This is a genomic window from Pseudophaeobacter flagellatus (genome assembly GCF_021228235.1).
Lineage (GTDB): Bacteria > Pseudomonadota > Alphaproteobacteria > Rhodobacterales > Rhodobacteraceae > Pseudophaeobacter > Pseudophaeobacter flagellatus.
In genome coordinates this window covers 177,133-190,829 of record NZ_JAJQRG010000007.1, presented here as the reverse complement: position 1 = coordinate 190,829, position 13,697 = coordinate 177,133, and the positions used below count along the sequence as shown (strand labels likewise).

The window sequence follows — 13,697 nt, the reverse complement described above, 5'->3', positions numbered from 1 at the left end:
GAACCAAGACCCTGTTGTTCTCAGGTTCGAAATCTTCCCATCTTATTCGGACTATTTCGTCTTGGCGCCGGGTCGAGAATATTGCGAAAGACAATAGACTTGTGCATGGGCATGTGACCCCTGATTGCGCTGTCTTCATAGTGCGCCATGAGTCGGTCCAGCTCGTCAAGGGGGGGGCGCCTATCGCGGCGATTCGATTTTGGAATGAGCCCAAGTTGTTTGCAGACAGCGAGAGCATCAGTCATGGCGATTGGGGCCAGGTCGATATTCCAAGCCGGACGAGCCAACCGAAACACAGGGGCAAGGTGCGAGAGGTAGTTTCCTACCGTTGAAGTTGCGCGTCCTTGTCCAAGCTCTCTAGCGAAATCTCCGATCTTTTGACTGGTGATCTCTTCACAGGTTTTTGAGAAAATTCGGTTTTGGTCAATTTTGCAAGGACTTGCGCCTTTGATTTTCCATAGCTCTTTATGTGGTCTTCTATGTATCTGCATATGGCATCGGCTAGGGTGGTTTTGGGGCCTCAGGCTTTCTCCAGGGCGCCAGGTTCGCACAGCTCTTTTTCTCTTCTCTCCATCCAGGCCTTGGCGCTAGAGCGGCGAGGAAACTGCCGGGATTCTCTGAAAGTTGGTTCCCCCTTGCGTTTCAAGATGATTTGAGCCTTATAGGCGATGCGTCCGTTGGATAACTAGCGCTCTTCATTAGTGCCCCTGCTATTTGGTACGCCCTGAGTGTCTAGGTATGCCTTGGGGGCATGCCATCAAAAGGGAATGGCCGTAAATGCAGGGAAATAGGGGAAACATACGCTGTTTCAATGCTGGATTTCGAGCGATTCTTGGCTTAAAGCATTGAAATATTAGGGGGTTTTCCCCTGATTGTGGTCGATTTGTAACCGGATTGCGGGCCACTATAAATAATCCGCTAAAGAGGTCAGGACGTGAAGGACCCCCTTTCGCTTGGCCGGACGGGGGTTTTTTGTTGCGCAACAGGCGCAGGAGGACATGACATGAGTGAGAGCTGGAACAACCGCACCAAGCTGGTGCACGGTGGCACACGCCGCAGCCAGTATGGCGAAGTCAGCGAGGCGATCTTTCTGACACAGGGGTTTGTCTACGAGAGCGCCGAACAGGCCGAAGCACGCTTTATCGAGACTGGACCGGATGAATTCATCTATGGGCGCTATGGCAATCCGACTGTGGCCATGTTTGAAGAGCGTATAGCCTTGTTGGAAGGGGCGGAGGATGCCTTTGCCACGGCCTCGGGTATGGCGGCGGTCAACGGTGCGCTGACCTCTATTCTAAAGGCTGGCGATCACGTCGTTTCTGCCAAGGCACTGTTTGGCTCCTGTCTGTATATTCTTGAAGGAATTCTGTCGCGCTATGGGGTTGAGGTCACATTTGTCGATGGGACTGATCTGGAGCAATGGCGCGCGGCGGTGCGGCCAGACACCAAGGCGGTGTTCTTTGAAAGCATGTCCAACCCCACCCTGGAGGTGATCGACATCACCGCCGTAGCCAGCATCGCCCATGCGGTTGGTGCCACCGTGGTGGTGGACAATGTCTTTTCGACACCGGTGTTTTCCGATGCCATCGCGCAGGGCGCGGATGTGGTGGTCTATTCGGCTACCAAGCATATCGACGGCCAGGGCAGGGTGCTGGGCGGGGTGATCCTGGGGACGCGTGATTTCATCCGCGGTACGGTTGAACCCTATATGAAACATACCGGCGGCAGCCTCAGCCCGTTCAACGCCTGGACATTGCTCAAGGGGTTGGAAACCATTGAACTGCGGGTCAGGGCACAGGTTGAGACGGCGCTGAAGATCGCAACCGAGTTGACTGGTCATCCGGCACTGGAGCGGATGATCTATCCCGGTCTTGCGACCCATGCGCAGCATGATCTGGTGCAAAGCCAGCTGCAGGGCAATGGCGGCACGGTGTTGGCGCTGGATCTGAAGGGCGGCAAAGAGGCGGCCTTTCAGTTCCTCAATGCGATGACTATCCCGGTGATTTCAAACAACCTGGGCGATGCAAAATCCATCGCCACCCATCCGGCCACCACCACCCACCAGCGGCTGCCCGAAGCGCAAAAGACTGAACTGGGCATCACCTCGGGCCTAGTGCGCTTCTCTGTCGGGCTAGAGGATGCGGGCGATCTGATCGCGGATCTGACCCAGGCTCTGGCGGCATCGCAGGGCTAGGTTGCAGCTATCTTTGGCGCCCTCTTTTCACGCGAGAGGGGGCGCCGCTTAGTGAACCTGTTTTCACCCAAGGCGTCAGAACCGGGGGGGAACCTGCCGTATTTGCGTGATCCATTTTGAAGTTTGCCACGTAAAGGTATAAATAGATTATGTGGCTGCGGGCATTGCGTGGCCAAATCGGAGAGCTGTGTGCAATGAATATTCTCAACCGTGATCTGCCTGATGTCCCGGATCAGCAAGAGGCCGAGGCAGCCCTGGCGCTGCTGCGCAAGTGGGCCGAAACGGTCACGCCGACCGAACTGGCACAATTGGATCCGGCCCTGGCGCGGCTTTTGCCGGGGCGTGCGGTCAGCAATTATCCCGATCTGGCGCGCAGCTACCCGCAGGATTTCAAATCGGATGAGGCTTATCGTGCGACCCTGCCCGATCTGCAAAATGGCCCTGCCAGCCTGATCCGCGGCGCGAAAGAGCAGATCCAGCATGTTGGCATTTCCAATTTCCGCCTGCCGATCCGGTTCCACAGCCGAGATGGGAACGATCAGACATTGGAAACCAGCATAACCGGATCTGTTAGCCTGGAGGCTGGGAAAAAGGGCATCAACATGTCTCGGATCATGCGATCCTTTTACAAACACGCCGAAAAAACATTTAGTTTCGAGGTGATGGAGGCCACGCTGAGCGATTACCTTACGGATCTTGACAGTATGGATGCGCGGCTGCAAATGCGGTTTTCCTTTCCGGTGCGGATTGAAAGCCTGCGCTCTGGTCTGTCCGGTTATCAATATTACGACATTGCGCTGGAACTGGTGCAGACTGGGGGGCAGCGCCACAAGATCATGCATCTGGACTATGTTTATTCCTCGACCTGCCCCTGTTCGCTGGAGCTGAGTGAACATGCCCGCCAGGCGCGCGGCCAGCTGGCAACGCCGCATTCGCAACGCTCTGTGGCGCGGATTTCGGTGGCGCTGGATCCCGCAGGCGAATGTCTGTGGTTCGAGGATCTGATTGGCCATTGCCGCCAGGCTGTGCCAACCGAGACACAGGTCATGGTCAAACGAGAGGATGAGCAGGCCTTTGCCGAGCTGAATGCCGCCAATCCGATCTTTGTCGAGGATGCTGCCCGGTTGTTCTGCGAGGTCCTGCAAGGAGATTCGCGCATTGGCGATTTCCGGGTTGTCGCCAGCCACCAGGAAAGCCTGCACAGTCACGACGCCATCAGCATCTTGACCCAAGGGGCGCTTTTTGCGCAGCCAAGCCTGGATCCGAAACTGTTTTCAACCCTGATTCATCAGGGCTGATCCTGCACAGGGATTTACAGGTGCCGGACCTGAAAGACCTGTTTGGTGGCGTATTTACCGCCATGCGGCTTTGGTTCTGGCGGTTGATGGTGTCTGCTTTGCAGCGTTGCCCGTCTGCATGTGACACAGAGGATACGCCGCCTGTGTCTTGACAGTTTCGCCGTGGCGGGCCAACGCTCCCTCTTATGTTGGATTTTCGACCCGTTGGATATGTGATCGGCCTTCTGGTTGTGATCTTGGGGGGCATGATGGTGTTCCCTTTTGTTGCCGACCTTCTGGAGGGGCGGGGCCACTGGCCTGTCTTTTTGGAAAGCGGTATCATTACCATGCTGGCGGGGGCGCTGATGGCGCTTAGCTGTGGCAGCGCCACGCAAAAAGGGCTGTCCATCCAGCAGACCTTTTTGCTGACCACCTTGGTCTGGGTTGCCCTGCCGATATTTGGCGCGCTGCCCTTTATGCTTGGGGCGACCGAGCTCAGCTTTACCAATGCGTTTTTTGAAGCCATGTCTGGCTTGACCACGACCGGGTCAACGGTGATTTCCGGTCTGGATGCACTGCCCAAGGGGCTGTTGCTGTGGCGCGGTATCCTGCAATGGCTGGGGGGCATCGGGATCATTGTGGTCGCCATGGTTTTCCTGCCCGAACTGCGGGTCGGGGGTATGCAGATCTTCAAGTCTGAAGCCTTTGATACAATGGGGAAAATTTTACCACGGGCGCAGGCGATTGCGAAACAGATCGCATTGATTTATCTGGGCCTCACAGTGACCTGCATGGTCGTCTATATGGCCCTGGGCATGGGCTCATTTGATGCACTGGTCCACGCCATGACCACGATGTCGACGGGTGGGTTTTCCAATTATGATGCGTCATTTGGCACCTTTTCCGGTCCGCCAGAATATGCAGCCTCGGTTTTCATGATCCTCGCGGCGCTGCCTTTCGTGCGCTATGTGCAGCTGATCAATGGCCAGGCGAACCCGCTGATTAGTGACAGTCAAGTGCGGGCATTCCTTGCCACGATTGCGATCCTGGTCGCGGTGACCGCCACCGTCCTGGGAACCATATTTCCGCATCACCCCGAGCAGGCGGTGCGCGAAGCGCTGTTCAACATCACCTCCATCATATCCGGCACCGGCTATGCCAGTGTCGACTATATGAAATGGGGCAGCTTTCTGATTATGGTGTTCTTCTTTGTCGGGTTGATCGGCGGCTGTGCGGGCTCTACCGCCTGTTCGGTCAAGATCTTTCGCTATCAGCTGCTCTTTGCCTCTATCCGGGTGCAAATCCAGCGCATCAGATCGCCGCATGGGGTTTTTGCCCCGCGGTTTCAGGGGCGCGCTGTTGGATCAGATGTGCTGAGCTCGGTGATTTCTTTTTTCATGTTCTTCGTGGTGACAATGGGGATCGTGGCCTGGGCCCTGGCGCTGACCGGGCTGGATTTCATCACCGCGATATCCGGTGCCGCCACGGCGGTGGCTAATGTGGGGCCTGGTCTGGGGGATACCATCGGTCCGGCGGGTAATTTCGCCTCGCTGAATGATGCGGCAAAATGGATCCTCAGCAGCGCCATGCTGATTGGTCGGCTAGAGCTGATGGCGGTTTATGCCATTCTTACAGTACGGTTTTGGCGCGCCTAGGCCCTGCATTAGGCCCTTTGGCGCTTGTATCGCTACAATCCATAGCCTTGCCCTTGAAACCACAAGCCCCTATGAGGCATTGATCGGAAACAGCGAGCGCACGGAGACTTTTGCCCATGCCCGTTCTAGTAATGAAATTTGGCGGCACTTCGGTCGCCAATCTCGACCGGATTAAACGCGCGGCCAAACGTGTTGGCGTCGAAGTGGCAAAGGGCTATGATGTCATTGTCATCGTCTCTGCCATGTCTGGTAAAACCAATGAGATGGTTGGCTGGGTCAATGAGACGTCGCCGCTGTTTGACGCCCGCGAATATGATGCCGTGGTGTCATCCGGGGAAAATGTCACCGCCGGATTGATGGCGCTGACCCTGCAGGAAATGGATATTCCCGCCCGCAGCTGGCAGGGCTGGCAGGTGCCGTTGAAAACCACCAGCGCCCATAGCCAGGCCCGGATCGAAGAGATCCCGCCGGAGAACATCAACGCCAAGTTTGGCGAAGGCATGCGTGTTGCTGTGGTGGCCGGCTTTCAGGGGATCAGCGCTGAGGGGCGTATCACCACACTGGGTCGAGGCGGGTCTGATACCACCGCCGTGGCCTTTGCCGCCGCGTTCGAGGCCGAGCGCTGCGATATCTACACGGATGTGGATGGCGTCTATACCACCGACCCGCGGATCTGCGGCAAGGCGCGCAAGCTCGACAAGATCTCATTTGAAGAAATGCTGGAACTGGCCTCGCTGGGGGCCAAGGTGCTGCAGACCCGCTCGGTAGAGCTGGCGATGCGCTACAAGGTGAAACTGCGCGTTCTTTCAAGCTTTGAAGAACAATCCGACGCGGCGGGTACGCTGGTCTGCGATGAGGAGGAAATCATGGAATCCAATGTTGTGGCCGGTGTGGCCTATTCCCGCGACGAAGCCAAAGTGACGCTGATGTCGGTTGCTGACCGTCCAGGCATCGCCGCGATCATTTTTAATGCGCTTTCTGATGGTGGCGTGAACGTCGACATGATCGTGCAGAACATCTCGGAAGATGGCCGCACGGATATGACCTTTTCCTGCCCAACGGATCAGGTGAGCCGTGCCGATCAGGCGCTGTTGCGCATCAAGGAACAGGGTGAGCTGAACTACGCCGAGCTGGTGGCAGATAAGGATGTCGCCAAGGTCTCTGTGGTGGGTATTGGCATGCGCTCGCAGTCGGGTGTTGCTGCCAAAATGTTCAAGGTGCTCTCTGATGAGGGTATCAACATCAAGGTCATTACAACCTCTGAGATCAAGATTTCCGTTCTTATTGATCGGAAATACATGGAACTTGCGGTCCAAGCACTGCATGATGCTTTTGAATTGGATAAGGCAGCCTGATCACTCGGGCTGCCTGCCACAAAAAATATGTGAACAGGGCCCATGGTCGAAAGTACTGAATCTGAAAGTCGCAAGCTGCTTGGCCGCTTGCGCGAGGCTATGGCCGGGGACAACCCTGGCCAGGCCCGTTTGGACAAGATCACCCATCTGATTGGCGACAGCATCGGTACCGAGGTGTGTTCGGTCTATCTGTTTCGCGATGATGACACGCTTGAGCTCTGCGCCAGTGAAGGTCTGAATGTCGAATCCGTACACCAGACCCGAATGCGCATTGGCGAAGGTCTGGTGGGCCGGGTTGCCAAGTTTGGCAAGGTGATCAATACCCCAGATGCCCCCAATGCCAAGGGGTTCCGCTATATGCCGGAAACCGGCGAAGAACGGTTTTCTTCCTTTCTTGGTGTGCCGATTCAACGGCTTGGCGAAATGCTTGGCGTGCTTGTAGTACAGTCGAAGGATGCCCGTGAATTTTCGTCGGATGCGGTTTACGCGCTAGAGGTGGTGGCGATGGTCATTGCCGAGATGACAGAGCTTGGGGCCTTTGTCGGCGAGGGGGCGGCGTTGTCGCCGCTGCACCAGCAGCCGGTTCTGTTGTCCGGTACTGCCGCCCAGGAGGGCGCTGCAGAGGGCCATGTCTGGCTGCATGAACCGCGCGTGCTGGTCACCAATCCAATCGCCGATGACCCCGAGCGCGAGCAGGTGCGGCTGGGCGAAGCCGTGGAACAGCTGCGCATGGGCGTCGACAAGATGCTGGAGATCTCGCAAAACGGCGATAAGGAACAGCTGGAGGTCCTTGAGGCCTATCGCATGTTCGCCAATTCCAAGGGCTGGATGCGGCGGATGGAGGAAGATATCGCACGCGGGCTCAGCGCCGAGGCCGCAGTGGAAAAGGAACAATCCCAGGCCCGTGCCCGGCTGTCGCAGGCGCAGGATGCCTACCTGCGAGAACGGCTGAGTGATCTGGACGATCTGTCCAACCGGTTGCTGCGCATTCTGACCGGCCAGGGGGCCGAAACCGGGGCCGAACTGCCAGAGGATCCGATTCTGGTGGCGCGCAATATCGGACCGGCGGAACTTCTGGAATATGGCCGCAACCTCAAAGGCATTGTGCTCGAGGAAGGCTCGGTTGGATCGCATGCGGCGATCGTGGCGCGGGCATTGGCGATACCACTGGTGGTCAATGCCAAACGGATCAGCACTGAGGCGTTGAACGGCGATCATATCATGGTGGATGGCGAACAGGGCGTGGTGCATCTGCGCCCCGACGATACCGTGGTCGGGGCCTTTCGCGACAAGATCGCCATGTTGGCCCAGGCACAGCAACGCTATGCCTCGATCCGCGACAAACCGGCGGTAACTCTGGATGGTCAGAAGATCGACCTAGTGATGAACGCAGGGCTGATGGCGGATCTGCCATCGCTGGAAAATTCGGGTGCCGAGGGCGTTGGCCTGTTCCGCACCGAGCTGCAATTTCTGGTGCGCAACCAGATGCCCCGGCGTTCGGAGCTGGTTGCCCTGTATAAACGGGTGCTGGATGCGGCACATGGCAAGAGGGTTGTCTTTCGAACCTTGGACATCGGCTCTGACAAGGTGCTGCCCTATATGAAGCCCAACGATGAGCCGAACCCGGCTTTGGGCTGGCGCGCGATCCGGGTGGGGCTGGACAAGCCCGGCATCATGCGGATGCAATTGCAGGCCTTGATGCGGGCCGCGGATGGGCGGCCTTTGACGGTGATGTTTCCCTTCGTGGCCCAGGCCGATGAATACCGCGCGGCGCGCGATGAGGTGACCAAAACACTGGAACGTGAGCGTATTCTTGGCCACGCCCTACCAGAGAGCCTTGAGATCGGCGCAATGCTGGAAACCCCATCTTTGGCCTTTGCCCCGCAAAAGTTCTTTGATGATGTTGGCTTCATCTCGGTGGGCGGCAATGATCTGAAGCAGTTTTTCTTTGCCGCCGACCGCGAGAATGAGCGTGTGCGCAAGCGGTATGACAGTCTGAATGTGAGCTTCCTAAGCCTGATTGAGCAGATTGTTGAGCGCTGCGCCATCTCTGGCACCCCGCTCAGTTTCTGTGGTGAAGATGCCGGCCGCCCCATTGAGGCAGTCTGCCTTGCGGCAATGGGGATGCATACGCTGTCAATGCGGCCCGCTTCAATTGGACCTGTTAAGTCTTTGTTAATGAGGGTTAACCTGGCTGATCTGCGGCGCGTTATCTTTGCCTCACGTCACCGTGGCGACCAATCGGTTCGCGGTGCGGTTATGCGTTACCTACGCGAAGTCTGACCTGCGCCCGCGCTGTTCGCCCCACCCTTGGCTATTCCGCGTCGCCCGCCTGGTCTGCTAGCAGTTTGCTGCGGCGAGCGGGCTTTGTCCGGCGGTTTTGTCGCCTTTTTTCTGATTTTCTGTCGGTTTTCTGGGGGTGAACTTGTCTTATATCGTATATATCTGTGTGTTTTTTTGACAAAATGGCGGAAAAGTTACTGTTTTTCAACTTTTTAGGTGCGTTTGTCGTGTTTGGCTGACCTTCGCAGTGATCAGGGGGGGCGAAAACCTGGGCGCAGTTCGGGATTTACGGCATTTTCTGTTCTATGGCGCGGCGACTATTATGGCTTGTCCCATTTTTCTACCAAGTTACTCACTTAAGAGTGCATCTTAATACACTGTTAATAAGTGTTAAAATTAAGATATCCATAGGGGGCTGTGGATATTCGAATTGTCGGTGTGCTGGGGGCTTTGGTGCCACGCCGCGCAGGCAGGTTTGGGCAGAGGCGCTTGGCGGCCTGATAGTCGAATTAACTTCAAGCCTGAAACTTTAAGCTTGAAGTTTTTTCACGCCAATCTATCCTGACTTCATAATCTACTTCCAGGGAGAATGGGTCATGAAAGTCGCATGTTTAGGAGGCGGGCCAGCCGGGCTCTATTTTGCAATCTCGTTGAAGTTGCGGCAACCCGAGGCTGAGGTCACGGTGTTCGAGCAGAACAAGGCTGACGATACCTTTGGCTGGGGCGTGGTTCTGTCTGACGACGCGCTAGAAAACCTGAGCAAGAATGACCCCTCCAGCGCCCAGTCTATCAAAGAGAATTTCGCCTATTGGGATGATATTGCCGTGGTGCAAAATAGCGTGCGCACGGTTTCTCAGGGGCATGGCTTTGCCGGGATTGGCCGTAAGAAGATGCTTTTGATCCTGCAAGAGCGCGCCCTGGCGCTTGGTGTTGATCTGCGCTTTGAATCCCGTGCTAAACCTGCCTCGGACTATCAGAAAGACTATGACGTGGTGGTGGGCTGCGATGGACTGAACTCTGCGGTGCGCAACGAGTTTGCCGATCACTTCAAACCGAATGTTGATGTGCGCCCCTGCAAGTTTATCTGGCTGGGAACGCATCAGAAATTTGATGATGCCTTCACCTTTGTCTTTGAGAAGACCAAACATGGCTGGGTCTGGATCCATGCCTATCAATTCGACGACAATACCGCGACGGTGATTGTCGAATGTTCGGGCGAGACCTGGGATCGCTGGGGCTTTGAGGATATGTCCAAGGAAGAGATTATCCGCACCTGCGAGGAGATCTTTTCCGATCATCTGGGCGGTCACAACCTGATTTCCAACGCGGATCATTTGCGTGGTTCTGCGGTTTGGATCAACTTTCCGCGGGTGCTCTGTGATAAGTGGCACCATGAAAACGTGGTGCTGCTGGGGGATGCCTCGGCCACGGCGCATTTCTCGATTGGCTCTGGCACGCGGCTTGCCTTTGATAGCGCCATTGCCCTGGCAGAGCTGCTAACCTGCGAGACCAGCCTAGAGCGCGCCTTTGAACGCTACCAGGAAGAGCGGCGCCTGGATGTGTTGCGGTTACAATCGGCGGCGCGCAATTCGTTGGAATGGTTCGAGGATGTGGAGCGCTACCTGGATATGGATCCGGTGCAGTTCAATTATTCCCTGCTGACGCGCAGCCAGCGTATTTCCCATGAAAACCTGCGCCTGCGTGATCCGAACTGGCTGGAATCGGCGGAAAAGTGGTTTCAAAACAAGGCTGGTGTGCCAGCGGATGCCCCGGTGCGTGCGCCGATGTTTGCCCCCTACCAACTGCGCGATATGCATCTGAAGAACCGCATCGTGGTCTCGCCGATGGCGCAGTACAAGGCGGTAGAGGGCTGCCCCACCGATTGGCACCTGATCCATTATGGCGAACGCGCCAAGGGGGGCGCCGGACTGGTCTACACTGAAATGACCTGCGTCAGCCCCGAGGGGCGGATCACGCCAGGCTGCCCCGGTCTTTATGCACCCGAACATGAAGCGGCCTGGACGCGTCTGGTGGATTTTGTGCATCAGGAAACCGATGCCAAGATCTGTTGCCAGATTGGTCATTCGGGGCGCAAGGGGTCGACGCAGGTTGGCTGGGAAACCATGGATGCGCCACTGCCGAATGGCAACTGGGATCTGGTCTCAGCCTCGGCGGTGCCCTGGTCGGATCAAAACGCCACTCCGCGAGCGATCAGCCGCGTTGAAATGGACCAGATCAAAGGCGAATTTACCGCCGCCGCCGAGATGGCAGCACGTTGTGGATTTGACATGATCGAACTTCATGCGGCGCATGGCTATCTGATTTCATCATTCATTTCACCCAAATCAAACATTCGCCAGGATGAGTACGGCGGGCCGCTGGAAAACCGGATGCGCTACCCGCTAGAGGTCTTTTCCGCCATGCGCGCGGTCTGGCCGACGGACAAGCCGATGTCGGTGCGCATCTCTGCCACGGATTGGCTGGGGGCGGATGGGGTCACCCCGGAAGAGGCGGTCGATATCGCGCGGGCCTTCTCTGAAGCGGGGGTTGATATTGTCGATGTCTCTGCCGGGCAGACCTCGGTTGAAGGTCAGCCCGTCTATGGCCGTATGTTCCAGACGCCGTTTTCCGACCGGATCCGCAACGAGGCGGGCCTGGCCACCATGGCGGTGGGAAATATCTACGAGGCTGATCATGCCAATTCCATCCTGATGGCGGGGCGGGCCGATTTGGTCTGTGTCGGGCGTCCGCATCTAGCAGACCCCTATTGGACCCTGCATGAGGCCACCAAACTGGGGGATCGTGCGGGCACATGGCCGCTGCCCTATCTTGCCGGTCGCGATCAGGCCTGGCGTCTGGCGGACCGCGAAACAGAGGTGATCCGAGCATGAGCTTTGCTGGCAAACATGTTGTTATCACTGGCGGTGGCTCGGGTCTGGGGGCGGAACTTGCGCGCCAGTTTGCTGTGCAAGAGGCCCGCGTTACCATCCTTGGGCGGCGCGCAGAGGCCCTGCAGGAGGTGGCGGCAGAAACCGGTGCCCTGCCGCTGTCCTGCGATGTCACAGTGCGGGACAGTCTCGATCAGGCAATCAAGGCGGCGACAGCCAAGCAGGGCGGGGTTGATATTGCCCTGGCCAATGCGGGGGCTGCGCCGTCAAAGCCGTTTGAACGCATGACACCGGAAGATTTCACCGGAGCGCTTGGGGTCAACCTGCTGGGGGTGTTCAATCTGTGGCAGGCCTGTCTGCCGATGATGAAGCAGGCAGGTTGGGGGCGGTTGATCGCCGTGGCTTCAACTGCAGGGCTAAAGGGCTATCCATATGTGTCAGGCTACTGCGCGGCCAAACATGGGGTGGTGGGCCTGACCCGTGCCCTGGCGATTGAGCTCGCCAAGACGGGGGTGACGGCAAATGCTCTGTGTCCGGGCTTTATCGAGACGCCCTTGCTCCAGAACTCGCTTGAGACCATCGTGAAAACCACTGGCATGTCATCGGAACAAGCCGCAAAATCACTGCGCCGTGGTAATCCGCAGGATCGCTTTATCCAACCGGGTGAAGTGGCCGAGGCTGCATTGTGGCTGGCAAGCGTTGGCGCGTCTTCGGTGAATGGGGCTGCGCTGCCGATTTCAGGAGGTGAGATTTGAGCGAGACGGATATTGCAAAAGACCGGCTGAGGCTGTGGCTGCGGGTGCTTAAGGCGACGCGCAGTGTGGAAACCGAACTGCGTGAAAACCTGCGGCAGGGGTTTGCCACCACGCTGCCGCGCTTTGACGTGATGGCGGCGCTGAGCCAGCATGCCGCTGGGCTGAAGATGAGTGAGCTGTCAAGCGTACTGAAGGTGTCCAATGGCAATGTGACCGGCATTGTTGAGCGCCTAGTAGAGGATGGCCATGTGCTGCGCGAAAAAGTGCCCGGAGACCGGCGCGCCAGCCGGGTGCGTCTGACCCCGGAGGGAGAGGCCGAATTTGCGCGGCAGGCAGCTGCGCATGAACAATGGATTGACGGAATTTTTGCCGATGTGGCGCCAGAGGCGGCACAGGGCATGGCCGAGGCGCTGGATGCAGTGGCCCGGCGGTTGGAAAACAAGGATAAAACGCAATGACCCAGGTGGATACACAGCATTTTCTTTGCAAGATTGAAGAGGGCATCGCCACGGTGTCCCTGGACCGGCCAGAGCGCAAGAACCCGCTGACCTTTGACAGCTACGCTGAACTGCGCGACTGGTTCCGCGATCTGCACTACAATGACTCGGTCAAGGCAGTGGTCTTTGCTTCCAATGGTGGCAACTTTAGCTCGGGGGGGGATGTGCATGAAATCATTGGCCCCCTGACCAAGATGAGCATGAAAGAGCTGCTGGCCTTCACCCGGATGACCGGGGATCTGGTCAAGGCGATTGTCAACTGTGGCAAGCCGGTGATTGCGGCGATCGACGGCATCTGCGTAGGTGCCGGGGCCATCATTGCCATGGCGTCCGATCTGCGGATCGCAACGCCAGAGGCCAAGACAGCGTTTTTGTTCACCCGCGTGGGGTTAGCTGGCTGTGACATGGGGGCCTGTGCAATTCTGCCGCGGATTATTGGTCAGGGCCGCGCAGCGGAGCTGCTGTATACTGGCCGATCCATGAGCGCCGAAGAGGGCGCGGCCTGGGGGTTTCACAACAAGCTGGTGCCGGGCGAAGATCTGAACGCCGAGGCCGAGGCCCTGGCGGCGCGGATCGCGGCAGGGCCGAACTTTGGCAATATGATGACCAAGACCATGCTGGCGCAGGAATGGTCGATGTCGATCGAGCAGGCCATCGAGGCCGAAGCCCAGGGGCAGGCGATCTGCATGCAGACGGCAGATTTCGAACGTGCCTATCATGCCTTTGTGAACAAGGAAAAACCGGTTTTTGAAGGCGATTGATCCGCCAGCGCAGCGCGTGGAGCAGCGGTTGG

Annotated in this window: 9 protein-coding genes and 1 riboswitch; all 9 genes read left to right on the top strand. The window is 57.5% G+C overall.

All coding sequences use genetic code 11. The features are described from left to right. Positions 1–864: 864 nt before the first annotated feature. Positions 865–943: riboswitch (SAM riboswitch) on the top strand. Positions 944–1,003: 60 nt separating this feature from the next. The 9 genes from metZ (at position 1,004) to LRK71_RS14465 (ending at position 13,665) form a co-directional block, all read left to right on the top strand. Beyond that, on the top strand, positions 1,004–2,194 hold the full coding sequence (gene metZ / locus LRK71_RS14505) for an O-succinylhomoserine sulfhydrylase (protein ID WP_232404539.1): 1,191 nt from the start codon (positions 1,004–1,006) through the stop codon (positions 2,192–2,194). Positions 2,195–2,388: 194 nt separating this feature from the next. Then, positions 2,389–3,492, top strand: a complete 1,104-nt coding sequence (gene folE2 / locus LRK71_RS14500; protein WP_232404538.1) for a GTP cyclohydrolase FolE2 — start codon at positions 2,389–2,391, stop codon at positions 3,490–3,492. A gap of 185 nt (positions 3,493–3,677) precedes the next feature. Further along, the gene (locus tag LRK71_RS14495) at positions 3,678–5,126 is read left to right on the top strand and encodes a TrkH family potassium uptake protein (protein WP_232404537.1); all 1,449 of its coding nucleotides are present in this window, start codon (positions 3,678–3,680) and stop codon (positions 5,124–5,126) included. Positions 5,127–5,242: 116 nt separating this feature from the next. Beyond that, positions 5,243–6,481, top strand: coding sequence for an aspartate kinase (locus LRK71_RS14490; RefSeq protein ID WP_232404536.1), 1,239 nt, complete (start codon positions 5,243–5,245; stop codon positions 6,479–6,481). A 42-nt stretch (positions 6,482–6,523) separates the two neighbouring features. Beyond that, on the top strand, positions 6,524–8,764 hold the full coding sequence (gene ptsP / locus LRK71_RS14485) for a phosphoenolpyruvate--protein phosphotransferase (protein ID WP_232404535.1): 2,241 nt from the start codon (positions 6,524–6,526) through the stop codon (positions 8,762–8,764). Positions 8,765–9,360: 596 nt separating this feature from the next. After that, the gene (locus LRK71_RS14480; protein WP_232404534.1) at positions 9,361–11,655 is read left to right on the top strand and encodes a bifunctional salicylyl-CoA 5-hydroxylase/oxidoreductase; all 2,295 of its coding nucleotides are present in this window, start codon (positions 9,361–9,363) and stop codon (positions 11,653–11,655) included. Continuing rightward, positions 11,652–12,407, top strand: a complete 756-nt coding sequence (locus tag LRK71_RS14475; RefSeq protein WP_232404533.1) for an SDR family NAD(P)-dependent oxidoreductase — start codon at positions 11,652–11,654, stop codon at positions 12,405–12,407. Before LRK71_RS14480 ends, LRK71_RS14475 begins: the two co-directional genes overlap by 4 nt. Next, positions 12,404–12,865 carry a MarR family winged helix-turn-helix transcriptional regulator gene (locus tag LRK71_RS14470; protein WP_232404532.1) on the top strand — a complete coding sequence of 154 codons (462 nt, stop codon included), beginning with the start codon at positions 12,404–12,406 and terminating at the stop codon, positions 12,863–12,865. The genes LRK71_RS14475 and LRK71_RS14470 overlap by 4 nt, the downstream gene beginning before the upstream one ends. Continuing rightward, the gene (locus LRK71_RS14465) at positions 12,862–13,665 is read left to right on the top strand and encodes an enoyl-CoA hydratase family protein (RefSeq protein ID WP_232404531.1); all 804 of its coding nucleotides are present in this window, start codon (positions 12,862–12,864) and stop codon (positions 13,663–13,665) included. Before LRK71_RS14470 ends, LRK71_RS14465 begins: the two co-directional genes overlap by 4 nt. Positions 13,666–13,697 lie beyond the last annotated feature (32 nt).

What these genes read in the sequence shown, in the direction of transcription:
- metZ (WP_232404539.1), top strand. Translation starts at nt 1,004, where the DNA reads ATGAGTGAGAGCTGGAACAACCGCACCAAGCTGGTGCACGGTGGCACA.
- folE2 (WP_232404538.1), top strand. Translation starts at nt 2,389, where the DNA reads ATGAATATTCTCAACCGTGATCTGCCTGATGTCCCGGATCAGCAAGAG.
- LRK71_RS14495 (WP_232404537.1), top strand. Translation starts at nt 3,678, where the DNA reads ATGTTGGATTTTCGACCCGTTGGATATGTGATCGGCCTTCTGGTTGTG.
- LRK71_RS14490 (WP_232404536.1), top strand. Translation starts at nt 5,243, where the DNA reads ATGCCCGTTCTAGTAATGAAATTTGGCGGCACTTCGGTCGCCAATCTC.
- ptsP (WP_232404535.1), top strand. Translation starts at nt 6,524, where the DNA reads ATGGTCGAAAGTACTGAATCTGAAAGTCGCAAGCTGCTTGGCCGCTTG.
- LRK71_RS14480 (WP_232404534.1), top strand. Translation starts at nt 9,361, where the DNA reads ATGAAAGTCGCATGTTTAGGAGGCGGGCCAGCCGGGCTCTATTTTGCA.
- LRK71_RS14475 (WP_232404533.1), top strand. Translation starts at nt 11,652, where the DNA reads ATGAGCTTTGCTGGCAAACATGTTGTTATCACTGGCGGTGGCTCGGGT.
- LRK71_RS14465 (WP_232404531.1), top strand. Translation starts at nt 12,862, where the DNA reads ATGACCCAGGTGGATACACAGCATTTTCTTTGCAAGATTGAAGAGGGC.